Annotated in this window: 26 protein-coding genes; 17 read left to right on the top strand and 9 right to left on the bottom strand. The window is 66.7% G+C overall.

Annotated features, from left to right (window positions below):
* The first annotated feature begins 22 nt into the window (after positions 1 to 22).
* Positions 23 to 1,177 carry a cystathionine gamma-synthase gene (locus C6A82_RS20800; RefSeq protein ID WP_105344812.1) on the top strand — a complete coding sequence of 385 codons (1,155 nt, stop codon included), beginning with the start codon at positions 23 to 25 and terminating at the stop codon, positions 1,175 to 1,177.
* On the opposite strand, the gene C6A82_RS20795 is transcribed toward C6A82_RS20800, so the two are convergent.
* From C6A82_RS20795 to C6A82_RS20785, 3 genes are all read right to left on the bottom strand, one after another.
* Positions 1,169 to 1,831, bottom strand: a complete 663-nt coding sequence (locus tag C6A82_RS20795) for a GPP34 family phosphoprotein (RefSeq protein ID WP_105344810.1) — start codon at positions 1,829 to 1,831, stop codon at positions 1,169 to 1,171. The genes C6A82_RS20800 and C6A82_RS20795 overlap by 9 nt on opposite strands.
* Before the next feature lie 37 nt (positions 1,832 to 1,868).
* Entirely contained in the window at positions 1,869 to 2,363 is a 495-nt protein-coding gene (greA, locus tag C6A82_RS20790) for a transcription elongation factor GreA (protein ID WP_067072922.1), read from the bottom strand.
* Positions 2,364 to 2,592: 229 nt separating this feature from the next.
* On the bottom strand, positions 2,593 to 3,015 hold the full coding sequence (locus tag C6A82_RS20785) for a DUF4307 domain-containing protein (protein ID WP_105344820.1): 423 nt from the start codon (positions 3,013 to 3,015) through the stop codon (positions 2,593 to 2,595).
* A 99-nt stretch (positions 3,016 to 3,114) separates the two neighbouring features.
* Here C6A82_RS20785 and mca point away from each other — a divergent pair, with 99 nt between their 5' ends.
* From mca to C6A82_RS20765, 4 genes are read left to right on the top strand one after another with little or no spacing between them, the layout of a single operon-like run.
* Positions 3,115 to 3,993, top strand: a complete 879-nt coding sequence (gene mca / locus C6A82_RS20780) for a mycothiol conjugate amidase Mca (RefSeq protein WP_105344819.1) — start codon at positions 3,115 to 3,117, stop codon at positions 3,991 to 3,993.
* Positions 3,986 to 4,270: a hypothetical protein gene (locus C6A82_RS20775; protein WP_105344809.1), complete on the top strand. Its 285-nt coding sequence runs from the start codon at positions 3,986 to 3,988 to the stop codon at positions 4,268 to 4,270. The genes mca and C6A82_RS20775 overlap by 8 nt, the downstream gene beginning before the upstream one ends.
* A complete protein-coding gene (locus C6A82_RS20770; RefSeq protein ID WP_105344807.1) occupies positions 4,270 to 6,270 on the top strand; it encodes a thioredoxin domain-containing protein in 2,001 nt (666 codons plus the stop codon). Before C6A82_RS20775 ends, C6A82_RS20770 begins: the two co-directional genes overlap by 1 nt.
* A 10-nt stretch (positions 6,271 to 6,280) precedes the next feature.
* Positions 6,281 to 6,652: a nuclear transport factor 2 family protein gene (locus C6A82_RS20765; RefSeq protein ID WP_105344806.1), complete on the top strand. Its 372-nt coding sequence runs from the start codon at positions 6,281 to 6,283 to the stop codon at positions 6,650 to 6,652.
* 53 nt (positions 6,653 to 6,705) lie between these two features.
* Here the strand turns inward: C6A82_RS20765 and C6A82_RS20760 are convergent, their stop codons facing one another.
* Entirely contained in the window at positions 6,706 to 7,452 is a 747-nt protein-coding gene (locus C6A82_RS20760) for a hemolysin III family protein (protein ID WP_233216908.1), read from the bottom strand.
* Between the two features lie 55 nt (positions 7,453 to 7,507).
* On the opposite strand from C6A82_RS20760, the gene C6A82_RS20755 reads away from it, so the two are divergent.
* The 5 genes from C6A82_RS20755 to C6A82_RS20735 all read left to right on the top strand — a co-directional run bounded on the left by C6A82_RS20755 (position 7,508) and on the right by C6A82_RS20735 (position 11,194).
* Positions 7,508 to 8,305: a (2Z,6E)-farnesyl diphosphate synthase gene (locus C6A82_RS20755; protein ID WP_105344803.1), complete on the top strand. Its 798-nt coding sequence runs from the start codon at positions 7,508 to 7,510 to the stop codon at positions 8,303 to 8,305.
* Between the two features lie 46 nt (positions 8,306 to 8,351).
* The gene (locus tag C6A82_RS20750; RefSeq protein ID WP_105344801.1) at positions 8,352 to 9,707 is read left to right on the top strand and encodes a hypothetical protein; all 1,356 of its coding nucleotides are present in this window, start codon (positions 8,352 to 8,354) and stop codon (positions 9,705 to 9,707) included.
* Positions 9,708 to 9,786: 79 nt separating this feature from the next.
* The gene (locus C6A82_RS20745; RefSeq protein WP_105344800.1) at positions 9,787 to 10,194 is read left to right on the top strand and encodes a hypothetical protein; all 408 of its coding nucleotides are present in this window, start codon (positions 9,787 to 9,789) and stop codon (positions 10,192 to 10,194) included.
* Positions 10,195 to 10,370: 176 nt separating this feature from the next.
* Positions 10,371 to 10,784, top strand: coding sequence for a hypothetical protein (locus C6A82_RS20740; RefSeq protein ID WP_105344798.1), 414 nt, complete (start codon positions 10,371 to 10,373; stop codon positions 10,782 to 10,784).
* Positions 10,781 to 11,194, top strand: a complete 414-nt coding sequence (locus C6A82_RS20735; RefSeq protein WP_105344796.1) for a hypothetical protein — start codon at positions 10,781 to 10,783, stop codon at positions 11,192 to 11,194. The genes C6A82_RS20740 and C6A82_RS20735 overlap by 4 nt, the downstream gene beginning before the upstream one ends.
* A gap of 71 nt (positions 11,195 to 11,265) precedes the next feature.
* On the opposite strand, the gene coaA is transcribed toward C6A82_RS20735, so the two are convergent.
* Positions 11,266 to 12,204, bottom strand: coding sequence for a type I pantothenate kinase (gene coaA, locus C6A82_RS20730; RefSeq protein WP_311101446.1), 939 nt, complete (start codon positions 12,202 to 12,204; stop codon positions 11,266 to 11,268).
* Between the two features lie 30 nt (positions 12,205 to 12,234).
* Between coaA and C6A82_RS20725 the strand changes: the two genes are divergently transcribed.
* The 6 genes from C6A82_RS20725 (at position 12,235) to C6A82_RS20700 (ending at position 18,795) form a co-directional block, all read left to right on the top strand.
* The gene (locus C6A82_RS20725; RefSeq protein ID WP_105341919.1) at positions 12,235 to 13,464 is read left to right on the top strand and encodes a DUF885 domain-containing protein; all 1,230 of its coding nucleotides are present in this window, start codon (positions 12,235 to 12,237) and stop codon (positions 13,462 to 13,464) included.
* Positions 13,465 to 13,488: 24 nt separating this feature from the next.
* The gene (locus C6A82_RS20720; RefSeq protein ID WP_105341917.1) at positions 13,489 to 14,964 is read left to right on the top strand and encodes a glycine hydroxymethyltransferase; all 1,476 of its coding nucleotides are present in this window, start codon (positions 13,489 to 13,491) and stop codon (positions 14,962 to 14,964) included.
* A gap of 58 nt (positions 14,965 to 15,022) precedes the next feature.
* Entirely contained in the window at positions 15,023 to 15,850 is an 828-nt protein-coding gene (locus C6A82_RS20715; protein WP_105341915.1) for an acyl-ACP desaturase, read from the top strand.
* 207 nt (positions 15,851 to 16,057) lie between these two features.
* Positions 16,058 to 17,371, top strand: a complete 1,314-nt coding sequence (locus tag C6A82_RS20710; protein ID WP_311101445.1) for a PhoH family protein — start codon at positions 16,058 to 16,060, stop codon at positions 17,369 to 17,371.
* Positions 17,372 to 17,448: 77 nt separating this feature from the next.
* The gene (locus C6A82_RS20705) at positions 17,449 to 17,865 is read left to right on the top strand and encodes a PaaI family thioesterase (protein ID WP_105341195.1); all 417 of its coding nucleotides are present in this window, start codon (positions 17,449 to 17,451) and stop codon (positions 17,863 to 17,865) included.
* Positions 17,866 to 17,913: 48 nt separating this feature from the next.
* Positions 17,914 to 18,795 (top strand): polysaccharide deacetylase family protein, encoded by an 882-nt coding sequence (locus C6A82_RS20700; protein WP_311101444.1) that lies wholly within the window; start codon positions 17,914 to 17,916, stop codon positions 18,793 to 18,795.
* Positions 18,796 to 18,820: 25 nt separating this feature from the next.
* Here the strand turns inward: C6A82_RS20700 and C6A82_RS20695 are convergent, their stop codons facing one another.
* The 4 genes from C6A82_RS20695 to glpX all read right to left on the bottom strand — a co-directional run bounded on the left by C6A82_RS20695 (position 18,821) and on the right by glpX (position 23,336).
* Positions 18,821 to 19,801, bottom strand: coding sequence for an Acg family FMN-binding oxidoreductase (locus tag C6A82_RS20695; protein WP_105341255.1), 981 nt, complete (start codon positions 19,799 to 19,801; stop codon positions 18,821 to 18,823).
* Between the two features lie 41 nt (positions 19,802 to 19,842).
* The gene (locus tag C6A82_RS20690; protein WP_311101443.1) at positions 19,843 to 20,709 is read right to left on the bottom strand and encodes a universal stress protein; all 867 of its coding nucleotides are present in this window, start codon (positions 20,707 to 20,709) and stop codon (positions 19,843 to 19,845) included.
* A 162-nt stretch (positions 20,710 to 20,871) separates the two neighbouring features.
* Entirely contained in the window at positions 20,872 to 22,284 is a 1,413-nt protein-coding gene (locus tag C6A82_RS20685; protein WP_105341557.1) for a class II fumarate hydratase, read from the bottom strand.
* A gap of 23 nt (positions 22,285 to 22,307) precedes the next feature.
* Complete coding sequence (glpX, locus tag C6A82_RS20680) at positions 22,308 to 23,336, bottom strand: class II fructose-bisphosphatase (RefSeq protein WP_105341555.1); 1,029 nt, start codon at positions 23,334 to 23,336, stop codon at positions 22,308 to 22,310.
* Positions 23,337 to 23,390: 54 nt separating this feature from the next.
* Here glpX and C6A82_RS20675 point away from each other — a divergent pair, with 54 nt between their 5' ends.
* The gene (locus tag C6A82_RS20675; protein WP_311101442.1) at positions 23,391 to 24,023 is read left to right on the top strand and encodes a DUF4245 domain-containing protein; all 633 of its coding nucleotides are present in this window, start codon (positions 23,391 to 23,393) and stop codon (positions 24,021 to 24,023) included.
* Positions 24,024 to 24,045: the final 22 nt, after the last annotated feature.

The raw sequence follows: 24,045 nt of genomic DNA, 5'->3' as shown, positions 1-24,045 counted from the left end.
CCACCTCGTTACGCTGGGCGCTGTGAGTGAGCACAGCAGGTGGCAGGGCCTATCCACCAAAGCGATCCACGCCGGATTCCGTCCCGACCCGCAGACCGGTGCCGTCAACGCCCCGATCTACGCCAGTTCGACCTTCGCGCAGGACGGCGTCGGCGGGCTGCGCGGAGGATTCGAGTATGCCCGTACCGGCAATCCGACGCGCGCGGCGCTCGAGGCGTCGCTGGCGGCGGTCGAGGAGGCGGTCTACGGGCGCGCGTTCAGCTCGGGGATGGCGGCCACCGACTGCGCGCTGCGGGCGGTGCTGCGTCCCGGCGATCACGTGGTGATGCCCGACGATGCGTACGGCGGTACCTTCCGGCTGATCGACAAGGTCTTCACGAAGTGGGGCATCGAGTACACCGCAGTGTCGCTGGCCGACCTCGACGCGGTGCGCGCGGCTATCACGCCGCAAACCAAGCTGATCGTGGTCGAAACACCCACCAACCCGCTGCTGTCGATCGCCGACATCAGCGGCATCGCCGCGATCGCGGCACCGTCGAACACAAAGGTGTTGGTGGACAACACGTTCGCCTCACCCGCCTTGCAGCAGCCGCTGGTGCTGGGTGCCGACATCGTGCTGCACTCGACGACGAAATACATCGGTGGCCATTCAGATGTCGTCGGCGGCGCTCTGCTGACCAGCGACGGCGAACTCGACGAGGCGTTCGGCTTCCTGCAGAACGGGGCGGGTGCGGTCCCGGGCCCGTTCGACGCTTATCTGACGATGCGCGGTCTCAAGACGCTGGTGCTGCGCATGCAGCGCCACAGCGACAACGCCGCTCTGGTCGCCGAGTTCCTGGAGAACCACCCCGCGATCGAGAAGGTGCTGTATCCGGGCCTTCCGAGTCACCCCGGCCACGAAGTCGCGGCCAAGCAGATGAGCGCGTTCGGCGGCATGGTGTCGGCCCGCCTTCGCGGCGGCGTGCAGGCCGCCCGCGATTTCTGTTCGCGGACAGAGGTTTTCATCCTCGCCGAGTCGCTGGGCGGGGTGGAGTCGCTGATCGAGCATCCCGGCGCGATGACGCACGCGTCGACGGCGGGTTCGCAACTCGAGGTGCCCGACGACCTGGTCCGGCTTTCGGTGGGCATCGAGGATTCCGCCGACCTGCTGGCCGATCTGGAGCAGGCCCTAGGCTAGCGCCTGCCGCATCGCCGACGCCGTCACCGCGAGGTTCATCTCAGGCAGCGCCGTCTCATACTCGTCGACCCAACTGCCGCTTGCGATTTCGCTTGCGCGCATGTGTACCCATCGCCATCCGCGGTCGTTGAGGCTCAGCAGCGCACCGAGGCCGTCGACGGCGTGCAGCAGCGACACGATCGCGGCGGTCGGCGCAGTCGGCGGTTCCCGGTCGAACAGCGCCGACAACAGCGCAGCCCGGGCCTGAGAGACCCGCTCCCGGTTTACCACCGGCCATGACGACAAATGGCTGAATCGGTTGTCGTGCAACCGGACACGTCGGATCTGGCCGGTCTGCTCGAGGAAGCCGGCGATGTTGTCCTGCACGCCACGGCGCAGCTTGGACACCGCCGCGGTCGGCGTCAGCGGGCGACGGGCCAGCAGTTCGAACGCCGGGTCCATGATCGGATCAAGTGGCATCGGACCTTCCAACGCGACCAGCCGACCGGGTGCGACGGGTTCGCCGTTCATGGCAGGCCGGACACGGCACAGCAGCGCCAGATCCAGAAGTACTGCTCCAGAAAGCACGCGATTGCGTCGCGACCGGTCCAGACCGGGCTGCGACTCGGCGTTGTCCAGCAGCAGCAAGAACAAGTCCTCTGCGATCTGCGCCACGGACGGACTTTAACGTGCTTGCTTCGGCCGGCTTGGGTCAGGAGTGGTAGGGCTCGGCCTTGACCAGCGTGACCTTGACGGTGTTGCCGTTCGGCACGGTATAGGTGCGGCTTTCGCCTTCCTTGGCGTCGATGAGCGCACTCCCCAGCGGCGACGCCGGCGAGTACACCTCGAGCTTGCCGTCGCTGACGCCCTCCTGGCGGGTGGCGATCAGGAAGGTCTCCTTGTCCGACTTGTCGTCGCCGTAGAACACGGTGACCACGGAGCCTGGCAGCGCCACACCCGACTGCTTGGGGGCTTCGCCGACCTTGGCGTTGTTCAATAGCTCCTGCAGCTGACGGATCCGGGCTTCCTGCTGGCCCTGCTCTTCACGCGCGGCGTGGTAGCCACCGTTCTCCCGCAGGTCGCCCTCTTCGCGACGGTCATTGATCTCCGCGGCGATGATCGGCCGGTTGGCGATGAGCTGGTCCAGCTCTGCCTTCAGTCGGTCGTGTGCCTCCTGGGTCAGCCAGGTGACCTGGGTGTCGGTCATGTCGTCGCGCTCCTGTCTTCGTCTTGCGCTTTCCGCGTGAGAAGTCTGTTTCGTCTGCTGGGAGCCCCGTATGTATTGCCACGTCGGCCAGCGCTCAATCAGCGCGCAAAAGCAGCAATACACGGCCCCTGCAGGAACCGTGTATCGGCCAATGCTACCACCGGTGGATCAGCGGGTTTTCGCGTATTGGCTGTTCGCCGTTTGTTGCCCGCCCGGTTCGACGACGCTATCAGGAGGCCACCAAATAGCCCGGTACGTCCGTTCCACACCCGTAGACGTCGCCGACGACCGGTGGCCGGGTGGACTTGACGGTCACCGTGATGTTGACGGTGTCCTGCGACGACGGCGGCACCAACACTTCCCGGCGGCCGGTCTCGCTGCCGTCGATGGCGCGGGCCCGAACGATGCAGACCACCGGCCGTGACGGATCCGACCGGGTGACCTTGACCGTCACCGATAGCGTCTCGTCGTCGACCAGCTGGTAGCCGCCCAGCTCGCCCTCGACGTCACCGCTGCCCAGCTTCTGCGACGCGACGATCGCGACGATCACACCGGCGAGGAGGACCGTCGCGGTCAGACCGACCGCCCACCAGCGACGTGACCTGCGCGACATGCGCTGCCGCCCGTAGCGTGCTGCGGGACGATCAATCATCGGTGTTTTCGGTGCCCCGTCGGTCGGATACATCTACTAGGACTGGAACTATAGGGGTACGCGAATTGGTTGAAACGTGTCGACGTGATGAGGAACCACTTGAAGCAACTGCGGTTGATGGCGGTGCATGCCCACCCGGACGACGAGTCCAGCAAGGGTGCCGCCACCACAGCCCGCTACGCCGCAGAAGGCGCGCGGGTGATGGTGGTGACCCTGACCGGCGGCGAGCGCGGCGACATTCTCAACCCGGCGATGGACCTGCCGGAAGTACACGGTCGGATCCACGAGATACGGATCGACGAGATGCGCAAGGCCGCCGAGATCCTCGGGGTCGAGCACCACTGGTTGGGGTTCGTCGACTCCGGCCTGCCCGAGGGTGACCCACCGCCGCCGCTGCCGGAAGGCTGCTTTGCGCTCGAACCGCTCGAGCGGCCCACCGAGGCGCTGGTGAAGGTGATCCGCGAGTTCAAACCGCACGTGATGACGACCTACGACGAGAACGGCGGCTACCCGCATCCCGACCACATCCGCTGCCACCAGGTGTCGGTCGCCGCATATGAGGCGGCCGCCGACTTCCGGCTGTACCCCGATGCCCCCGGGGAGCCGTGGAGCGTCAGCAAGCTGTACTACAACCACGGCTTCCTGCGTCAGCGCATGCAGTTGCTGCAGGAGGAGTTCGCCAAGCATGGGCAGACGGGGCCTTTCGAGAAGTGGCTCAGGCACTGGGATCCGGAGATCGACGTGTTCGCGGCCCGCGTGACGACGCGCATCGAGTGCTCGGAGTACTTCTCCCAGCGCGACGACGCGCTGCGCGCCCATGCCACCCAGATCGACCCGAGCGGCGACTTCTTCGCCGCACCCATCGAGTGGCAGCAGCGGCTGTGGCCGACCGAGGAGTTCGAGTTGGCCCGGTCGCGCGTGCCGGTCAGCCTGCCCGAGACCGATCTGTTCGCAGGAATCGAGCCGGGCGATGACTGACACGCTGGTGATGATCGCCGGCCTGCTGGCCGACGAGGCGCCCAAGGACACCGGGCCCGATTTCGGCAAGGCCAGCCCGTTCGGCCTTTTGATCGTCGTGCTGCTGCTGATCGGCACCTTCCTGCTGGTGAGGTCGATGAATCGGCACCTCAAAAAGCTGCCGGAGTCGTTCGACCGCACGAATCCGCAGCCGGATCAGGCCGCCGACGAGGGCACCGTCTCCGACGTCGTGGTCTCCGACGTCGTAGCCGAGGACACGGACCGCAAGGCGCCCTGATGGCTTATCCGGGCAATACCCTCGTCGAGGCGACCAGCCCGTACCTGCGCCAGCACGCCGACAACCCGGTGCACTGGCGGCAGTGGAACGCCGAAGCACTGGCCGAGGCGGCACAGCGCGACGTACCGATCCTGCTGTCGATCGGCTACGCCGCCTGCCACTGGTGTCACGTGATGGCCCACGAGTCGTTCGAGGACGACCAGGCGGCGGCGGCGATGAATGCCGACTTCGTCTGCATCAAGGTGGATCGCGAGGAGCGCCCCGACATCGACTCGGTGTACATGAACGCCACCGTCGCGCTCACGGGCCAGGGCGGTTGGCCGATGACCTGCTTCCTCACCCCTGACGGCAGACCGTTCTTCTGCGGCACCTACTACCCGAAGCCGAACTTTTTGCAACTGCTCGCGGCAATCACCGATACCTGGCAGCAGCGGCGCGACGAAGTAGAGCAGGCCTCCGACCAGATCATCGGCGAGCTGCGCTCGATGGCATCCGGTCTGCCCGGCGGCGGACCCGAGATGACGCCGGCACTGTGCGACCACGCCGTCGCGGCGGTCCTCGGCGACGAGGACACGGCCAGGGGCGGCTTCGGCGGCGCGCCGAAGTTTCCGCCGTCGGCCTTGCTGGATGCGTTGCTGCGCAACCACGAACGCACCGGCGCACCCGCGCCGCTGGCGACCGTCGAACGCACCGCGACCGCGATGGCCCGCGGCGGCATCTACGACCAGCTGGCCGGGGGGTTCGCCCGCTACAGCGTCGACGACGCCTGGGTGGTGCCGCATTTCGAGAAGATGCTCTACGACAACGCCCTGCTGCTTCGCGCCTACGCCCACTGGGCGCGACGCACGGGAAATCCGTTGGCGCGGCGGGTTGCAGCCGAGACCGCACGGTTCATCATCGACGAGCTGAGCGCCGGTGGCATGTTCATCTCGTCACTGGATGCCGACGCAGACGGCCACGAGGGGCTGACCTACGCGTGGACGCCTGCGCAACTCGCCGAAGTACTCGGCGCCGAGGACGGAGCATGGGCTGCAGCGCTTTTCGGTGTCACCGAGGCAGGCACCTTCGAGCATGGCAGCTCGGTGCTGCAGTTGCCCGCCGACCCCGACGATCAGAACCGGTTCGACCGGGTCAGGGCCGCCCTGTTGGCGGCGCGGTCCACCCGGCCGCAGCCCGGCCGCGACGACAAGGTCGTCACCTCGTGGAACGGCTGGGCGATCACCGCGCTAGCGGAGACCGCCGTCGCCCTCGATGAGCCCGAATACCTCGACGCCGCAAGGCAATGCGCCAATGCGCTGCTGAACCTGCACCTCGTCGACGGCCGGCTTCGACGGGCCAGCCTCGGCGGCCAGGTCGGCGAAAGCGCCGCGATCCTCGAGGACCATGCGACGCTGGCCACCGCGCTGCTGACACTCCATCAACTCACCGGCGAGGCGCGGTGGCTGGATGCCGCTACGGGGTTACTGGACATTGCGCTGGCACACTTCGCCGACCAGGAGAAGCCGGGCCGGTGGTTCGACACCGCCGACGACGCCGAGCAACTGCTGGTGCGCCCCGCTGATCCGCTCGACGGTGCGACGCCGTCGGGCGCGTCGTCTATCGCCGAAGCCTTGCTCACCGCAGCGCATTTGGTGCCCGCGCCGCGGACCGACCGGTACGCAACGGCCGCCGCAGAATCGTTGGCGACCGCGACACCGGTGCTGGCGAAGCTGCCGCGATCAGGAGGACACTGGTTGGCTGTTGCTGAGGCCGCCGTTCGTGGCCCCATTCAAATCGCCGTCTCCACAGACGATCCCGATTCGGCGCTGCTCACCGCCGCACGAGCGCTGGCGCCGGGAGGCGCGGTGGTGGTCGGTGGAGCGATGAACTCGTCGGAGCTGCTGGCCGAAAGGGGCCGGATCGGTGGCGCCGACGCCGCTTACGTGTGCCGGGGCCGGGTCTGCGATCTGCCCGTCACGACCGTCGGGGACCTCGCGTCGGCGCTCGGCGCGCCCGTGTAGCGTTCGGCGCATGTCGACGCCCGAAGACAACGCCACGACCGTCAAGCGCTATCTCGACCTCGCCGCAGCGGGCAAGGTCGACGAGATCGTCGACCTCTACGCCGAGGACGGCACCGTCGAGGATCCGGTCGGCGGCGAGGTGCACATCGGCAGCGAGGCGATCCGCGGGTTCTACGCGATGATCCCAAAGGGCGACAATGCGACCGAATTGTTCACGCTGCGGGCGCTCGGCAACGAGGCGGCCTTCTACTGGGCGCTCACCGTAGAGATCGGCGGCAACCGATTGCGGATCGAGATCATCAGCACGATGACCTTCAACGGCGACGGCAAGATCGCGTCGATGAAGGCCTACTGGGGCCCGGAGGACATGAAGCCCGCCTAGCCGAGTGATTTCGGCGCGCTAATCGACGCTAACCGCACGCGAACGCGCCGAAATCACGACGAGAAGACGGCGAACCACATCGCGATGTAGTGCAGGATCGCCGCCACCGCCGTGCAGGCGTGGAAGAACTCGTGGTGACCGAATGTCGTGGGCCACGGGTTGGGCCATTTGAGCGCGTAGAGCACGCCGCCGATGCTGTAGAGCGCGCCGCCGACGATCAGCAGCACCAGGGCCGCGACACCCGCGCCGTCCATGATCGGGCCGACGAACCAGGCGGCCACCCAGCCCAGCAGTATGTAGAGCGGTACGCCGAGCCAGCGCGGCGCCGACGGCCAGAACATCTTGAGCAGCACGCCCGCAATGGCGCCCGCCCAGACGATCCAGAACAGCACCATGCCCTCGTTCGACGGAAGCGCCAGCAAGGCGAACGGAGTGTAACTGCCCGCGATGAACACGAAGATCATCGAGTGGTCGGCGCGCGTCATCCATTTGCGCGCCGTTTCCGACTTCCAGTTCACCCGGTGATACGTGCCGCTTACGGCGAACATCGCCACGATCGTGAACGTGTAGAGCAGCGTCGCGAGGCCGGCCCTGGTGCCCTCCATCGCCCAGGAGACCGACACGAGCGTGGCCCCACAGATCAGCGCGACGACGGCCGCATAGACATGGATCCAGCCGCGCGCCCTCGGCTTGCCGATGGCTTGTGCGACGCGGTCGACGACGGCCTCGGGAAAGTCTTCGGCGCCTTCCCCCCGACGCTGCGTGCGATCCGGCTCTTCGGTGTCGATTGAGGCGCTCACGTCACCTCCTCTGGCTACTCGGTGATTCCCGACCGCCACAGTACTGTGGATTTTCGTGGAGATCATTCCCGCTCGTCTCAAGGAGCCGATGTACCGGGTCTACGAGATGCGGTTGCGGCAGGGTCTCGCGGCCTCGAAATCCGAACTGCCCCGCCATATCGCGGTTCTTTGCGATGGGAACCGGCGGTGGGCCCGTGACGCCGGTCACGATGACGTGAGTTACGGCTACCGGGTCGGTGCGGCGAAGATCGCAGAAATGCTCCGCTGGTGCCAGGAGGCCGGCATCGAGATGGCCACCGTCTACCTGCTTTCGACGGAGAACCTTCAACGCGACCCCGAAGAGCTGGCGTCGCTGATCGAGATCATCACCGACGTGGTGGAGGAGATCTGCGCGCCGGCCAAGAAGTGGAGCGTGCGCACGGTGGGCGACCTCGAGCTGCTGGGTGAGGAGCCGGCCCGACGCCTGCGTGACGCCGTCGAGTCGACACAGGCCGAAGCGGCAACCGAAACCTTTCACGTGAACGTCGCCGTCGGCTATGGCGGGCGGCAGGAGATCGTCGACGCGGTGCGGCAGCTGCTCGGCAAGCAACTCGCCAACAGCGCCTCCGGTGACCAGCTGATCGAGGCCGTCACCGCCGAAGCGATCTCGGAGAACCTCTACACCTCCGGTCAGCCCGATCCCGATTTGGTGATTCGCACCTCGGGAGAGCAGCGGCTGTCCGGCTTCCTGTTGTGGCAGAGCGCGTATTCGGAGATGTGGTTCACGGAGGCCTACTGGCCGGAGTTCCGGCGCGTGGACTTCCTGCGCGCGCTGCGCGACTACACCGCGCGGCACCGCCGGTACGGCCGCTGACGGTTCTGCGCGGCCGGCCCGCGATCCGTCATGTCACACTTGGCTTATGGCGGCGCTCTCAGCGTTGGTCTTCTCGCTCAGCTGGTGGCTGGGCCTCTACCTGTTGGCCCGCGATCCGCGTAAGCCGGTTCTGGTGCTGGCAGCCGTCGGCCTGACGAGTTTCGCGACCGTGGTTGCGCTCGACGCCGTGCGGGTGACCAGCGGTCTGAATTGGCTGAGCGGTATCGAGATCTATCTGGTCGCCGTGCCGGGCATCGCGTGGTTCGCGGTGCTGCTGGAGCTCTCGCGACCGCACGACACGTCGCGCAGTCGTGCCGCCGAGTTGACGGCCGTCGCCGCGGTCGCGGCCGGCGCGTGGATCGGGGCGGCGATGGCGGGCACGGTCGACGGCCCGCTGCGGGTGGGCCACTGGGTGATGTTCGCCGTCATCTCGCTGTCGTCGCTCGGCGCGATGTTGCGAGCGGTGTTCGGACCGTGGCAGCCGCGGCCCGTGGTGGGCTACCTCGTCGTTGCGACGCTGTTCTTTGCGCTCGGCAACGCCATCCTGGTGATCCCGCTCGGGCTGGTGCCGAGCTGGCTTGCGTTGGCGTCCACCGGGTTCGACGTCGTCCTACTCGGTGTTGCCGTCGCGATGTGGGACGCCTTCGACGAGGGTCAGGCACTGCGAAGCGACATGCTCCGCTCATTCGTCGCGACCGGTGTGGTGGTGGTGCTGTTCGGCGGCCAGGCGTTGATCGGGATGGCCCTGACGGCGGAGCGCACTGCGCTGACCGTGCTGTTGTTCACCAGCATCGGCATCGCGATCGCGATCAACGTGCTTGCCGATCCGCTGGCGGGCCTGCTCGACCGGCTGGCGTTCTCCCGCTCGCCCGGACTGCGCGCCGACCGCGCGACGCTGCGGCGCACCGAGGCGGCGCTGCCGCTGCGATCGGCCAACCCGCTCGAGCACGTCGACGACGAGACCTTCGCCCGGCTCACCCGGCGCGCACTCGGCCACTACGGCGACCTGTCGAAGCTCGTCGCCAGCCCGCTGACCGCCTTGCCGATCATCGACGAACGCCTCGCCGCCCGCGGAGCGCCCGACCAGCCCCTCGAACGCGCCAACGAACTGAAGGCCCTACTGGCCGACCGCATCGCCCGGCTCAAGCCCCGCGACGGCGGTGAGTTCGGCACCACCGAGCAGTGGCGGCACTACAACGCGCTGTACTTCCCCTACGTCGTCGGCGTGCGCGCGTACGCGCAGAACGCGACCGCGGCAGGCCTCGATCCGGTCGCGCGCCAGGCGTGGCAGTGGATGGTCACCGAGGTGCCGCAGCGGTCCCTGCACAACTGGCAGAACGCCGCGGCGCGGCTGATCGCCGCGGATCTGCGCGGAAACATCGTCGCCACCCAGGACGCATAACACGCTTTGACCTGCGGTTGGCAGTAGCTGGCAGCGTCTGGCGTCGATCTGGCAGTGAGATCTGCGCAACATCATTCCCATGACCGCCATCACCACCCGGCCCGTCCGGGAGAGCACAGACTCACTGTTGCGTTTCGCTCTTCGTGCCGACGCCACCTTGTGCGCGGCGCTGGGGTTGTTCGTCGCCATGGCCGCCGACCCGCTGTCGAAGCTGTCGGGGTTGTCGGCGACATCGGAATGGATCGCGGGTGCCGCACTGGTCGGATACGGCGTCGCGCTGTACCTCGCGGCAGGGGTGCCGAACGTGCGCCGCGTCGGCGTCGCCGTGTTCATGGGCAACGTCGCGTTCGCGGTCCTGGTCGCCGTTGTGCTGATCGCGGGCTGGCTGCCGCTTACCGCACTCGGTGTGGCGTCGACGATCGCGTTCATCGTCGTCACGGTCGCCTTCGCCTACGCCCAATACCTCGGGGTGCGCCGCCTGGCGTGACCCCCTCATGACTGGTCCGGAGCTGGCGTCGCGCACGCGAGGAGCGACAACCAACCGTGCAGAGGTTGCGGCGTCGGCTCCGGAACGGTCCCTCGCTCCCACCGCCGTCATCGGGGGCCTGCAGTACCTCGGCGTGCACCGCGCGTCGTAACGTCAATTCAACCGAAGGAAAACGCATGACCGCAATCACCGATTCCACAACCGGTGCCCGCGACGGGTTGCTTCGCTTCGCGATGCGCCTCGACGCGGTGCTCGTCGGCATCGTCGGCGTACCGTTCGTTGCCGCCGCGGGCCGGCTTGCGTCGCTGACCGGGGTCCCCGTGGCCGTCGAATATGCGCTCGGGGTGTTCTTCCTGGTCTACGGCGTGGTCGTCTACTGGCTCGCGGGCCTCGACCGGGTCCGCCCAGGCGCGATCGCCACCATCACCGCCAACGCACTGTTCACAATCGGCTTCGTGGCGGCGGAGGCGGCCGGGATCTGGCCGCTGACCACATGGGGCATCGCGCTCCTTCTCGGCGGCGCGCTGTACACCGCCGTCATCGGGACAGTGCAGTACATCGGCCTGCGCCGGCTGGGGGTAAACCGATGACCGTCATCATCACGCCGCATCTCAAGGAGTCGACGGACTCGTTGTTGCGCTTCGCGCTGCGGCTCGACGCTGTGCTCACCGGCCTCGCGGGCATCGCAGGAATTCCTCTTGCGGGGTGGATGGCCGAAAAGTCCGGCACCACTGTGAACTTCGAGTATTCGCTGAGTGCCTTCTTCATCGCCTACGGCCTCGTAGTGCTTGCGCTCGCCCAACTGTCTGAACTGCGAAAGCCGGGCATCGCCGTGATCGCGGCCAACCTGCTGTACACGCTCGGCGCCGTGGTGTTCGTCGTCTCCGACTGGATGCCGCTGACGACAATCGGCGTGGTTGGCACGCTCGCCACCGGTGTGTACACCTTGGTGTTCGCAGAGCTGCAGTACCAGGGCCTTCGGCGCCTGAAGAAGCGCTGAACTCTGTCGCCGAGAAGACGCAGAAGTACCCGAAACGCTCTGGCGAAGGGTACTTTTGCGTCTTCTCGCGGTTACAGCTTGCGCAGTCGCAGTCGGTTGATGGAGTGATCGGCGTCCTTGCGCAGCACGAGCGTCGCCCGCGGGCGCGTCGGCAAGATGTTCTCGATCAGGTTGGGACGGTTGATCGAATGCCAGATGTCGCTCGCCGCGAAGACAGCCTGGTCGTCGTTAAGGGTGGAGTAGTGGTGGAAGTGCGAGGCCGGATCCGCGAACGCGCCTGCACGCATCGACAGGAACCGGGAGATGTACCACTGTTCGATGTCCTCGATGCGGGCGTCGACGTAGACCGAGAAGTCGAACAGATCCGAAACCATCAGCGCAGGACCGGTTTGCAGGACATTGAGGCCCTCGAGGATCAGGATGTCCGGATGCCGGATGATCTGCTTCTCGTGCGGGACGATGTCGTAGAGCAGATGGGAATACACCGGCGCACAGGCATAGTCGGACCCTGACTTCACCGCGGTGACGAAGCGCATCAGTGCCCTGCGGTCGTAGCTTTCCGGAAAACCCTTGCGGTGCATCAAGTTCCGACGGACGAGCTCCGCGTTCGGATACAGGAATCCGTCGGTGGTGACGAGGTCAACCCGCGGGTGGTGTTCCCAGCGGGCCAGCAGCGCCTGCAGCACACGGGCCGTCGTCGACTTGCCCACCGCCACACTGCCCGCGACGCCGATGATGAACGGCACCGGCCGGTCCGGGTTCTGTTGAGGCTCACCGAGGAATTCGGAGGTCGTGGCGAACAGCCGCTGCCGCGCCGCGACCTGCAGGTGGATCAACCGGGCGAGCGGCAGGTAGACCTCTTCGACTTCCAGCAGGTCGATCTTCTCGCCGATGCCACGCAGCTTGATGAGCTCGTCTTCGCTGAGCTTCAAGGGGGTCGACATGCGGAGCGCGCGCCACTGACTCCGGTCGAACTCCACGTAGGGGCTCGGCTCGCTCAGCCGCGGCATGTCCTCAGTCTTCCAGTTAGCGTGTTCGCTATGGACCCCGGCACCCTGATCCGCGAATATCTGCTGCTCGGCCTGCGGTTCGACCTGATCGAGGAAGGCTACGTCGACTCATTCACCGGTGACCCCGCGCTGCGGGAGGCCGTCGCGTCCGAACCGGCTCCCGACCCCGCTGACCTGGCCCGCCAGGCCGACCGGCTGTTCGCCGAGATCCCGAATGTGCCCCGCACCAACGGGCCATCGGGCCCGTCGGCTTTCGATGACGCGCGCGCCGACTACATCGGCGCCCATCTGCGGGCGCTGGCGTGTGCCGGACGGAAGTTCGCCGGCGAGCCCGTCGGCTTCGTCGACGAGGTCGACGCCTATTTCGACGTGCAGATCAGCAAGGGTGACCCCGACCGCTACCGCGAGGCGCATACCCGTCTCGACGAGGCGCTCGGCGGCACGGGTCCGCTGGCCGAGCGCATGGCTGCCTACCGCAGCGCCGAGGAGATCCCGCCCGAACGCCTTGAAGAGTGCATCCACGCGTTCTCCAGCGCGCTTCGTGACACGGTGCGCGCCGAGTTCCCGTTGCGCGACAGCGAGACGATCAACTACGAGGTGGTGACCGACAAACCGTGGTCGGGGTTCAACTACTACCTCGGCGATTACCGCTCGACCGTGGCCGTCAACGCCGATCTCAAGCACCAGATGGCCAACCTGCCGCGGCTGGTGGCCCACGAGTCGTATCCGGGCCACCACACCGAGCACTGCCGCAAGGAGGCGGGCCTCGTGGCCGAGCGTGACCAGCAGGAGCAGACGCTGTTTCTGGTCAACACCCCGCAGTGCCTGATGGCCGAGGGTCTGGCAGACCTCGCGCTGTATGCGGCGATCGGCCCGAAGTGGGGCGCGTGGGCCGCCGAAATCTACGCCGACCTCGGGCTTCGCTTCGACGGGGAACGCGCCGAAGAGGTGTCCGCGGCCACCGCGGCGCTGGCCGACGTCCGCCAGGACGCCGCGCTGATGCTGCACGACGAGCACCGCGACGCCGACGAGGTGGCGGCGTTCCTGCGGCGCTGGCTGCTGGTCAGCGACGAACGGGCCAGGCAGTCGCTGCGGTTCCTGTCCTCGCCGCTGTGGCGCGCCTACACCAGCACGTACGTCGAGGGTTACCGGCTGCTGCGGGACTGGCTGGACGATCGGCCCGCCGAGGTCACCCTCACCGAACGGTTCCGCAGGCTGCTCGACGAGCCGCTGATCCCATCGGCATTGCGGGCGGCCTGAGCATCGGGGGATAGGCTCGACACCATGACTGCTGAGCCCGTCACCAACTCGTCCGCAGGCCTCGGCGCCGAGTACGCCGACACCGCAAGCGCCGCGTACCGGTCGGCACTTGAGGTCATCGAGTCCGTCGAACCGCGCATCGCCGCAGCGACGCGCAAAGAGCTTGCCGATCAGCGGGATTCACTCAAGTTGATCGCAAGCGAGAACTATGCATCACCTGCCGTGCTGCTGACCATGGGTACCTGGTTCTCCGACAAGTACGCCGAGGGCACCATCGGTCACCGCTTCTACGCAGCGTGTCAGAACGTCGACACCGTCGAGGCGCTGGCCGCCGAGCACGCCCGCGAGCTGTTCGGCGCGCCGTACGCATACGCGCAACCGCACTCCGGCATCGACGCCAACCTGGTCGCCTTCTGGGCCATCCTGGCCACCCGGATCGAGGGCCCCGGGTTGGCGGAGTTCGGCGCCAAGCACGTCAACGACCTGTCGGAGGCGGACTGGGAGCAGCTGCGGGGCAAGCTGGGCAACCAGCGGCTGCTTGGCATGTCGCTCGACACCGGCGGTCACCTCACGCACGGGTTCCGGCCGAACATCTCGGGAAAGATGTTCCACCAGCGCAGCTACGGCACCGACCCGCAGACGGGGCTCATCGACTACGACGCGGTCGCCGCGGCCGCGCGTGAGTTCAAGCCGCTGATCCTGGTCGCCGGCTACTCCGCGTACCCGCGCCGGATCAACTTCGCCAAGATGCGTGAGATCGCCGACGAGGTCGGCGCGACGCTGATGGTCGACATGGCCCACTTCGCGGGGCTGGTCGCGGGCAAGGTGTTCACCGGCGACGAGGACCCGGTGCCGCACGCGCACGTCACCACGACGACGACGCACAAGTCGTTGCGCGGGCCGCGGGGCGGTCTGGTGCTGGCGACCGAGGAGTTCGCGCCTGCCGTCGACAAGGGCTGCCCGATGGTTCTCGGTGGTCCGCTGTCGCATGTGATGGCGGCCAAGGCGGTCGCACTCGCCGAGGCCCGCCAGCCCACATTCCGCGAGTACGCGCAGGCCATCGCCGACAACGCCAAGGCGCTGGCCGACGGCTTCCTGAAGCGGGGGGCCACGCTGGTCACCGGTGGCACCGACAACCACATCGTGCTGCTCGACGTGCAGTCGTTCGGGCTGACCGGACGCCAGGCCGAGTCGGCTCTGCTTGACTCCGGCATCGTCACCAACCGCAACGCCATCCCGAACGACCCGAACGGCGCGTGGTACTCCAGCGGCATCCGGTTCGGCACACCTGCACTGACCACCCGCGGCTTCGGCGCGGCCGAATTCGACCGGGTGGCCGAGCTGGTGGTCGACGTGCTCACCAACACCGAGCCCACCGCGGCCTCGTCGGGGCCGTCGAAGGCCAAGTACAAGCTGGCCGACGGAACCGCCCAGCGCGTGCACGCCGCGGCCGCCGAGATGCTCGCCGCCAACCCGCTGTATCCGGGCCTCACGCTGTAAGAAAGGACACGTTCGCCCGATTTCAAGGAAGGTGTGAATGTGGGTTACAGTTACTTTCATGGCACAGAAACCTGTCCCTACCGCACTGACCGCTGAGCTCGAGCCGGTCGTCGCGGAGAACCTGAACCGGCATCTCGAGTCCGAGGACATCTGGTTCGCCCACGACTACGTGCCTTTCGAGCAGGGCGAGAACTTCGCGTTCCTCGGCGGACGCGACTGGGACGCCTCGGACGTCACCCTGCCCAAGCACATCACCGATGCGCTGGAGATCCTGCTCATCGAGAAGGACAATCTCGCCGGCTATCACCGCGAGTTCGTCTTCAGCTTCATCCTCGAGGAGAAGTGGGGCCGCTGGCTGGGCCGGTGGACCGCCGAGGAGCACCTGCACGCGATCGCGCTGCGCAATTACCTGGTCGTCACCCGCGAGGTCGACCCGGCCGCCAACGAGGATGTGCGCGTCGAGCACGTCATGAAGGGCTACCGCGCCGACACCTACAGCCAGATCGAGCGGCTGGTGTTCATGGCGTTCTACGAGCGTGCGTACGCGGTTTACACCCGCAACCTCGAAGCACAGATCACCGAGCCGGTGCTGAACGGTCTGGTCGGGCGGATCGCCCGCGACGAGGAGCGTCACGAGGAGTTCTTCCACAACCTCGTCGCGCACCTGCTGGAGACCCGTCGCGACGAGACGATCGAGGCGATTGCGCGGCGCGCCGCCGACCTCGACGTCGTGGGTGCGGACATCGACGCCTACGCCGACAAGCGGAAGGTTGTCGCCGACGCCGGCATCTTCGACGAAGCCGCGCTGCGCCAGGTGATCGCCGATCGGATCGCCGCGTGGAGGCTGGCCGACGAGCCTCGATTGCGTCCGCTGGTCAACGGCTGAGTTGCTGGCCGGTTAACCCGGCGCGCCTGCACGCCACGCTCGCCATCACGGGAGTAGCGTCGTTTCCGATGGCTAGCGACATGCTCTGCTATCCGGGCGGCACCGGTCGACTGGACTCGAAAGGGCCGGTCCCGGTCCTGATGCCGCAGTATCCGCCGACATGTTCGTGCGGGACCGCATGGACAACCTCGCCTCGAGGAGCGCTAAGTGACCGATTCCTCCATTCGCACCTACGTTCTCGACACATCGGTGTTGCTGTCCGACCCATGGGCGTGTACGCGATTTGCCGAGCACGAAGTGGTGGTCCCGCTGGTCGTCATCAGCGAGCTGGAGGCCAAACGCCATCATCATGAATTGGGTTGGTTCGCCCGTCAGGCGCTGCGCCTGTTCGACGACCTGCGGCTCGAGCACGGCCGCCTGGATCAGCCGATTCCCGTTGGCACACAAGGCGGGACGCTGCACGTCGAGCTGAACCACAGTGACCCGTCGGTGCTGCCCGCAGGATTCCGGAATGACACGAACGACTCTCGCATCCTGATATGCGCGGCGAACCTCGCCGCCGAAGGCAAGCGAGTGACGTTGGTGAGCAAGGACATTCCGCTGCGCGTCAAGGCGGGCGCAGTCGGTCTGCCCGCCGACGAGTACCACGCCCAGGACGTCGTCACGTCGGGCTGGACCGGGATGGACGAGATCGACGTGTCCAGCGAGGTTATCGACAGCTTGTTCGCCGAGGGGGAGATCGACCTCGAGGAAGCCAGGGATCTTCCCTGCCACACCGGAATCCGCCTGCTGGGGACCAACTCTCATGCCCTCGGCCGCGTGAATCCCGACAAACGGGTGCAACTGGTGCGCGGCGATCGCGAGGTGTTCGGATTGCGCGGCCGCTCCGCCGAACAGCGAGTGGCGCTCGACCTGCTGCTCGACGAGTCGGTCGGCATCGTGTCCCTCGGCGGCAAGGCGGGCACCGGCAAGTCGGCGCTGGCGCTGTGTGCGGGTCTTGAGGCGGTGCTCGAGCGGCGCACGCAGCGCAAGGTCGTCGTCTTCCGGCCGCTGTACGCGGTCGGCGGTCAGGATCTCGGCTACCTGCCCGGCAGCGAAAGCGAGAAGATGGGGCCGTGGGCGCAGGCCGTCTTCGACACCCTCGAAGGCCTGGCGAGCCCGGCGGTGCTCGAAGAGGTGCTGTCGCGCGGCATGCTGGAGGTGCTGCCGCTCACACACATTCGCGGGCGGTCGCTGCACGACTCGTTCGTCATCGTCGACGAGGCGCAGTCGCTGGAACGCAACGTGCTGTTGACGGTGCTGTCGCGCCTCGGCGCGGGCTCGCGGGTGGTGCTGACCCACGATGTGGCGCAGCGCGACAATCTGCGCGTCGGCAGGCACGACGGTGTTGCGGCGGTGATCGAGAAGCTCAAGGGCCACCCGCTGTTCGCCCACATTACACTGCTGCGCAGCGAGCGCTCGCCGATCGCCGCGCTGGTGACCGAGATGCTGGAGGAGATCAGCCCCGGCGCCCTGCCCTAATTGTCGAGACTGCGCACAGGGCGCAATTTCAGGCATATCTTCGCCCTTACAGCAGTCTCAACTGCGGAGGAGGGGCAATGGTCGCCTTGACCACCGAGCGACTACACATGTCGCCCGTCCACAAGCGCATGCAGATGAACGTCGACCGCGTGGAGCCGGGCCTGGCGATCATCTCGATGCCGCTCAGCGAGGATGTTCGCGGGTACTTCGAAGGCAGCGTCCACGGCGGCATGTTGGCTACCCTCGCTGATGCCGCGTCGGCCTCCTGCCTCGCCAGCTCATACGACTTCGATACGCAATTCACCGTCACGACCGACATCCACGTCCGGTACTACCGGCAGCCCAAGGGCGGGCCACTGGTTGCGGAGGCCAGGCTCGTGCATGGTGGCCGCAGGTTGCTGAGCACGGACTGCTCGGTGACCGACGTCGAAGGTCGCGTGCTGATCCGTACGACTGCGACGTTCATGCTTGTGCCCAACCCTAATCCGATGTAGCCCCGGCGCACGCTGAATCGCTACAGGTCTGGCCGGTAAGCTGCGGCCGTGCCGAAGCGACGCGACAGCAGGGCCTGGCAGTACGGCCTCGTGGTTCTCGCCGTCGCGGCCGCAGTCGTCGTGGTGGTGGTCGCGCTGCTGACCGGGCACGCCAAGCGGGAGACGCCCGACGAGGTGGACTGCGCCACGGAGAAGTGTGTGGCACTGACGTTCGACGACGGACCCGGCCCGTACACCGACCGGCTCCTGCAGATCTTGAAGGAGAACGACGCCAAGGCGACGTTCTTCCTGATCGGCAACAAGGTCGCCGCTGATACCGCAGGCGCCAAGCGCATCGCGGAGGCCGGCATGGAAATCGGCAGTCACACGTGGGAACACCCCAATATGACCGCGATCCCGCCGCAGGACATCCCCGCGCAGTTCAGCAGGGCCAACGACGCCATCGAGGCGGCGACGGGTCAGCGACCGAATTTGGTCCGCACCGCGGGCGGGCTCGTCAACGACCAGGTGCTCGCGGAGGCCAAGAAGCAGGGACTGGCCGACATCAACTGGGACGTCATCCCTTTTGACTGGATCAACGACTCCAACATCGCCGCCACGCGCTACATGCTGATGACTCAGATCAAGCCCGGCTCAGTCGTGTTGTTCCACGACACCTACTCCAGCACAGTCGATTTGGTGTACCAGTTCATCCCCGTGCTGAAGACCAACGGCTACCACCTGGTGACGGTCAGCCAACTCCTCGGTCCGCGTGAACCCGGTAGTGCCTACGGCTCCCGCGACAACGGCCCGCCCGCCAACGACCTTCACGACATCGCCGTCGACCAGATCCCGTCACTGCCGAATACACCGTCGCCGCCGCCGATGCCGAACATCCCGATCACCGACATTCCCGGTGCGAACTCGGGCGGACCCAACAACGGCGCCTAAATTTCGGCCCGCGAGGCCGGTCTGCTCAAGCCCCGTACAAAACCTCGCTGAGCGGACGCCGCGGCGTCGGCGGGATCGACTCCCCGATACTGGGGGTCAGGCCGACCCGAATTAAAACCTGCGGCGTGGTGGACCTTCCGATCAAGGTGGCGACGACCATCCGGCTCGCCAGAACTTCCGTCAGGTGCGTCAGCGTGCAGGTCGCCAATCCCGCCAACGTCGCTTCCAGGAGCACCGCCGACAGCGCTTCGCCGCAACGCAGAACGTCGTCATGCGTGCTGTCGTCACTCGACAGGACGACAACCTTGGCATGATCCTGGTCTACCTGCGGACGACGGTCCGAGCCGTGGGTAACCGGGAAATTGCGCCCAACGTCGACTCGATCGCTTTCGCTCGCCGAGATCAGAGAACTTTGCGGTATACCGTCGTGTAGCTTGAAATCCGCTGTCCAACCCACTAATTCGGAATGATAGCCGGAGTCGTATAGACGGAATGTCTCAGCCAGTTGGGACGCCTCGGCGAGCTCCTGGCGCAGATCATCAGCGATCACGTCCAGGAAGATCTTGTCGGAGTCGATCGCCTTGCGCAACCCGAGTTCGATCGGGTCCCAGTTCGGGGGCGCCGAGAACGGCAGCCGATCGGTGCGTCGCGCAATGATCGCATCGGCCAGGCGTCGATGTGCGTCGGTGACGAATTCCATCGGGGTGAAGTCGACCGACGCAAGATGAAGGAAGTCGTTGGGGTTCGGGAATCGATCGATGTTCGCCGTCCATCCGGCGGCCGCCATGGCCACCCGAAAATGGTCGAGCGCCGCGCCGCAGGCGATGAGGGCCTCTCGACCCGATGGGTCAGCGCGCCGGGGCGCCCGATCGGGATCGACGTGTAACTCCACGACGTCACCGTCAGCGCGCCACCGCCACGGCTGGCTGTTGTGCAGCGATGGCGCACGGCAGGCCAGCTCGACGGCGTCGTGAATGATCTTCTGCTCTACCACGGTGTCACGCATGACGAACCTCGTTTCCGATCAACAGTTTTCGGTGCTGCCTGCTAGCTGCGGACGACGATGACCGGTGTCATCGAGCCTTCGGCGACTGCGGTGCTCACCGAGCCGAGCAGCATTCTCGAGAACCCGCCGCGGCCACGACTTCCGAGCACGACCAACTGAGCCTCTGCGGCCCCTTCGAGCAACCAATGGGCCGGTCGGTCGCAGACGATCCGCCGCGTCACAGGGACGTCGGGGTACTGCTCCTGCCAGCCGGCAAGCCGCTCGCCGATGACTTCGTGACCTTCCTGCTCGTATGCGCGCCAGTCCTCGCCCAACGCCGGGAACACGCCCACATCGCTCCACGCATGCAAGGCCACAAGGCCGACGCCGCGACGCGAGGCCTCGTCGAAGGCCAGCCCGGTCGCAGCTTCCGATGCCGATGAACCGTCGATGCCGAGCAGCACCGGAGCGCTCCGGTCGACCTCACCGCCATCAGCTCGGACGACCGCCACCGGGCCGTGTCCGTAATGCAGTAGGGCGCGGCTGATCGAACCCAACACCGACCCACCGATCGCACCGAGCCCGCGACTACCCACGACCGTCATCGTCGCGCCGCGCGACGCGTCGACCAGTTCGGTGGCGACGCCGCCGTGCAGCACTTTGGTCTGGACCATCAGGTTTGCTTCGGCGGCTTGCACCACCTTCTTGGCCAATTCGACGACGTGCGCGGCGTTGTCCTCCTGCCATCGGTTGTAGCTACCCTGCAGGTTTCTGACAGGCCACGTGACCACCACCGGGGCGATGACGTGCATCAGGGTGATCGGCGTGACACGCGACGCGGCTTCCGCGATCGCCCACCGCAGTGCCGCATCGGATTCCGATGATCCGTCGACCGCGGCCAGGATTCCGTACTTCGACGATGCAGTCATCTCATTGCCTCGCTCTCTTCGCTCTTGAGCGTGTCAGGCGAGAGCCTTCCTTCGGCAGGGCCATTGGTCCCTATTAAGACGGCGATGGCGCTGAATCACCGCAGAAATCCACACCGAGATCGAACTTGTCGATGCGTGGTATGAGGCGCTGGTTGAGACGGTCTAGCTGGCGCCGTCTTTGACCTTCGCCATCGCCAGCACGTCGAGGCGCTTGTCGAGTTCCTCCTCGGACAGCTTGTCGCCGATCAGCCCGCGGTCGATGACCGTCTGCCGGATGGTCTTCTTCTCCTTGAGCGCCTGCTTGGCGACGGCAGCGGCCTCCTCGTAGCCGATCGCCGAGTTCAGCGGCGTCACGATCGACGGCGAGGACTCGGCCAACTCACGCAGCCGCTCCTCGTGCGCGACGAGGCCGTCGATGCAGCGTTCGGCGAACAGCTTCGAGACGTTGGTCAGGATCTTGAACGACTCGAGGATGTTGCGGGCCATCATCGGGATGTACACATTGAGCTCGAACGCGCCGTTGCCGCCGCCCCATGTGATGGCGGCGTCGTTCCCGATCACCTGCGCGGCGACCTGCGTAACGGCTTCGGGGAGGACGGGATTGACCTTTCCGGGCATGATCGAACTGCCGGGCTGCAGATCGGGCAGCTGGATCTCGCCGAGGCCGGTCAGCGGGCCGGAGCCCATCCACCGGATGTCGTTGGCGATCTTGGTCAGCGAAACGGCGACGGTGCGCAGCGCGCCGGAGGCCTCGACCAGTCCATCGCGCGCAGCTTGGGCCTCGAAATGGTTTGTCGCGACACGTAATTCGGCCAGGCCGGTCTGCTCCTTCAAGACCTCGACCACGCGCACATCGAAGTCCTCTGGCGCGTTGAGGCCAGTGCCGACGGCGGTGCCGCCGATCGCCAGCTCACCGAGGCGCGGCAGCGCGGCCTTGACCCGCTCGATGCCTGCCTCGACCTGGCGCGCGTAGCCGCTGAACTCCTGGCCCAGTGTCACAGGCACGGCGTCCATCAGGTGCGTACGGCCGGACTTCACCACGACGCGCCACTGCCGTGCCTTCCCCGCCAGCGACTCGTGCAGCACCTCAAGGGCCGGAATGAGATGGCCGACAGCGGCTTCGGTGGCGGCGATGTGTGTTGCCGTCGGGAAGGTGTCGTTGGACGACTGTGACATGTTCACGTCGTCGTTGGGGTGCACCGCTACGCCGTTCTGCGCGGCGATACCGGCTATCACCTCGTTGGTGTTCATGTTCGAGCTGGTACCGGAGCCGGTTTGGAACACGTCGATGGGGAACTGGTCGTCGTGATTGCCGTCGGCGATCTCCGCTGCCGCGGCGATGATCGCGTCGGCCCTCTCGGGAGCGAGCAGCCCGAGGTCCTTGTTGACCTGTGCGCAGGCGCCTTTGAGGAGGCCGAGTGCGCGGATCTGGGTGCGCTCCAGGCCCCGGCCCGAAATCGGAAAGTTCTCCACCGCCCGCTGTGTCTGTGCGCGCCACAGCGCGTTGACCGGCACCCGCACCTCGCCCATGGTGTCGTGCTCGATGCGGTACTCGACGTCGTTGTCCACGCTCATGCAGTTCCTTTTCGGTGAGTGGGTTACGGCAGCGGGTAGACCGCGTTGCTGTCGCCGGTGAAATCGATTGCGGAGTACTCGTTGAGCTTCGACAATCGGTGGTAGGCCTCGATCATCCGCACGGTGCCGGACTTGCTACGCATGACGATCGACTGCGTGGTGCAACCCCCGCCGGAGTAGCGCACCCCCTGCAGGAGATCGCCGTCGGTGACACCGGTCGCACAGAAGAAGACGTTCTCGCCGGACACGAGGTCCTCGGTGGTCAGGACCTGATCCAGGTCGTAGCCGCGGTCGATCGCCTTCTGGCGTTCCTCGTCATCGGTCGGGGCCAGCCGCCCCTGGATCGCGCCTCCCATACAGCGGATGGCGGCCGCGGCGATGATGCCCTCCGGTGTGCCGCCGACCCCGACGAGCATGTCGGTGCCGGAGTTGGGCCTGCACGCCGAGATGGCGCCTGCGACATCGCCGTCGGAGATCAACCGGATCCGTGCGCCGGCGGCCCGCACATCGGCCATCAGCTGTTGATGCCGCGGCCGGTCCAGGATGCACACCGTCAGGTCCGCGACACTGGAGTTCTTCACCTTGGCCACGCGGTTGATGTTCTCGGCGATCGGCGCGGTGATGTCGATGACGTCGGCGGCGTCTGGCCCCACGGCGATCTTGTTCATGTAGAACACCGCTGAGGGGTCGAACATCGCACCGCGTTCGGCGACCGCGAGAACCGAGATCGCGTTGGGCATGCCCTTACTCATCAGCGTGGTGCCGTCCACCGGGTCGACCGCGAAATCGCATTCCGGACCGTCGCCGTTGCCGACCTCTTCGCCGTTGTAGAGCATCGGGGCGTTGTCCTTCTCGCCCTCGCCGATCACCACCACCCCGCGCATGGAGACCGAATTGACCAGTTCGCGCATGGCGTCGACGGCCGCGCCGTCACCGCCCTCCTTATCGCCACGACCGACCCAGCGACCTGCCGCCATCGCACCCGCTTCGGTGACTCGAACGAGCTCGAGGGCGAGGTTGCGGTCGGGGGCTTCGCCTCGTGCTGGAGTCATGGTGCGATTCTCCCATTCGTAGGTCCGTCTGTGGGAGCTGGGATACTGGCGCTTGTGACCTCCGAGCCGGAACCCGCGCCCAGACCCGCGAAGCCGCGGTTGCTGCAGGACGGACGCGACATGTTCTGGTCCCTCGCGCCGCTGGTAGCGGCTTGTATCGTGCTGGCGGGCATCCTCGGGATGTGCTCGTTTTCGCCGAACGGGCCCGCCCCGGGACCGGAGCCCGACTATGACGCCCCCGCGGCGTTGCAGGCCCACGCCGACGCGCTCCGCATCCCCATTCGGGTCCCCGCGTTGCCCGAGGGCTGGCGTGCGAATTCCGGCAGCCGCGCCGGTATCGAGGCGGGCCGGACCGATCCGTCCGGGCAACCGGCCCGCGCGGTGTCCGCGACGGTCGGCTACTTGACGCCCAGCGGCATGTATCTGGCGTTGATCCAGAGCAACGCCAAAGAGGAGAAGCTCGTCGCCTCCATCGATCCGGACATGGTGCCGACCGGAACGCAGGACGTCGACGGCGCCCGCTGGGTGGTCTACGAAGGCGAGGGCGACGCCGAGCCAGTGTGGACGACGCGATTGAAAGGCCCGACCGGACCGGCACAGATCGCGATCAAGGGGGCTGGCGGTACCGACGAGTACCGTACGCTTGCCTCTGCGGTGCAGAAGCAACCGCCACTGGCCGCGAAGTAGCGCAACGCGGCCGTCGCCCGAC

It is taken from the genome of Mycobacterium sp. ITM-2016-00318 (assembly GCF_002968285.2).
Lineage (GTDB): Bacteria > Actinomycetota > Actinomycetes > Mycobacteriales > Mycobacteriaceae > Mycobacterium.
This window is presented reverse-complemented; position numbering and strand designations above follow the sequence as displayed.

What these genes read in the sequence shown, in the direction of transcription:
- greA (WP_067072922.1), bottom strand. Translation starts at nt 2,363, where the DNA reads ATGACCGACACCCAGGTCACCTGGCTGACCCAGGAGGCACACGACCGA.
- C6A82_RS20785 (WP_105344820.1), bottom strand. Translation starts at nt 3,015, where the DNA reads ATGATTGATCGTCCCGCAGCACGCTACGGGCGGCAGCGCATGTCGCGC.
- C6A82_RS20775 (WP_105344809.1), top strand. Translation starts at nt 3,986, where the DNA reads ATGACTGACACGCTGGTGATGATCGCCGGCCTGCTGGCCGACGAGGCG.
- C6A82_RS20770 (WP_105344807.1), top strand. Translation starts at nt 4,270, where the DNA reads ATGGCTTATCCGGGCAATACCCTCGTCGAGGCGACCAGCCCGTACCTG.
- C6A82_RS20765 (WP_105344806.1), top strand. Translation starts at nt 6,281, where the DNA reads ATGTCGACGCCCGAAGACAACGCCACGACCGTCAAGCGCTATCTCGAC.
- C6A82_RS20750 (WP_105344801.1), top strand. Translation starts at nt 8,352, where the DNA reads ATGGCGGCGCTCTCAGCGTTGGTCTTCTCGCTCAGCTGGTGGCTGGGC.
- C6A82_RS20745 (WP_105344800.1), top strand. Translation starts at nt 9,787, where the DNA reads ATGACCGCCATCACCACCCGGCCCGTCCGGGAGAGCACAGACTCACTG.
- C6A82_RS20740 (WP_105344798.1), top strand. Translation starts at nt 10,371, where the DNA reads ATGACCGCAATCACCGATTCCACAACCGGTGCCCGCGACGGGTTGCTT.
- C6A82_RS20735 (WP_105344796.1), top strand. Translation starts at nt 10,781, where the DNA reads ATGACCGTCATCATCACGCCGCATCTCAAGGAGTCGACGGACTCGTTG.
- coaA (WP_311101446.1), bottom strand. Translation starts at nt 12,204, where the DNA reads ATGCCGCGGCTGAGCGAGCCGAGCCCCTACGTGGAGTTCGACCGGAGT.
- C6A82_RS20725 (WP_105341919.1), top strand. Translation starts at nt 12,235, where the DNA reads ATGGACCCCGGCACCCTGATCCGCGAATATCTGCTGCTCGGCCTGCGG.
- C6A82_RS20720 (WP_105341917.1), top strand. Translation starts at nt 13,489, where the DNA reads ATGACTGCTGAGCCCGTCACCAACTCGTCCGCAGGCCTCGGCGCCGAG.
- C6A82_RS20715 (WP_105341915.1), top strand. Translation starts at nt 15,023, where the DNA reads ATGGCACAGAAACCTGTCCCTACCGCACTGACCGCTGAGCTCGAGCCG.
- C6A82_RS20705 (WP_105341195.1), top strand. Translation starts at nt 17,449, where the DNA reads ATGGTCGCCTTGACCACCGAGCGACTACACATGTCGCCCGTCCACAAG.
- C6A82_RS20695 (WP_105341255.1), bottom strand. Translation starts at nt 19,801, where the DNA reads ATGCGTGACACCGTGGTAGAGCAGAAGATCATTCACGACGCCGTCGAG.
- C6A82_RS20690 (WP_311101443.1), bottom strand. Translation starts at nt 20,709, where the DNA reads ATGACTGCATCGTCGAAGTACGGAATCCTGGCCGCGGTCGACGGATCA.
- C6A82_RS20685 (WP_105341557.1), bottom strand. Translation starts at nt 22,284, where the DNA reads ATGAGCGTGGACAACGACGTCGAGTACCGCATCGAGCACGACACCATG.
- glpX (WP_105341555.1), bottom strand. Translation starts at nt 23,336, where the DNA reads ATGACTCCAGCACGAGGCGAAGCCCCCGACCGCAACCTCGCCCTCGAG.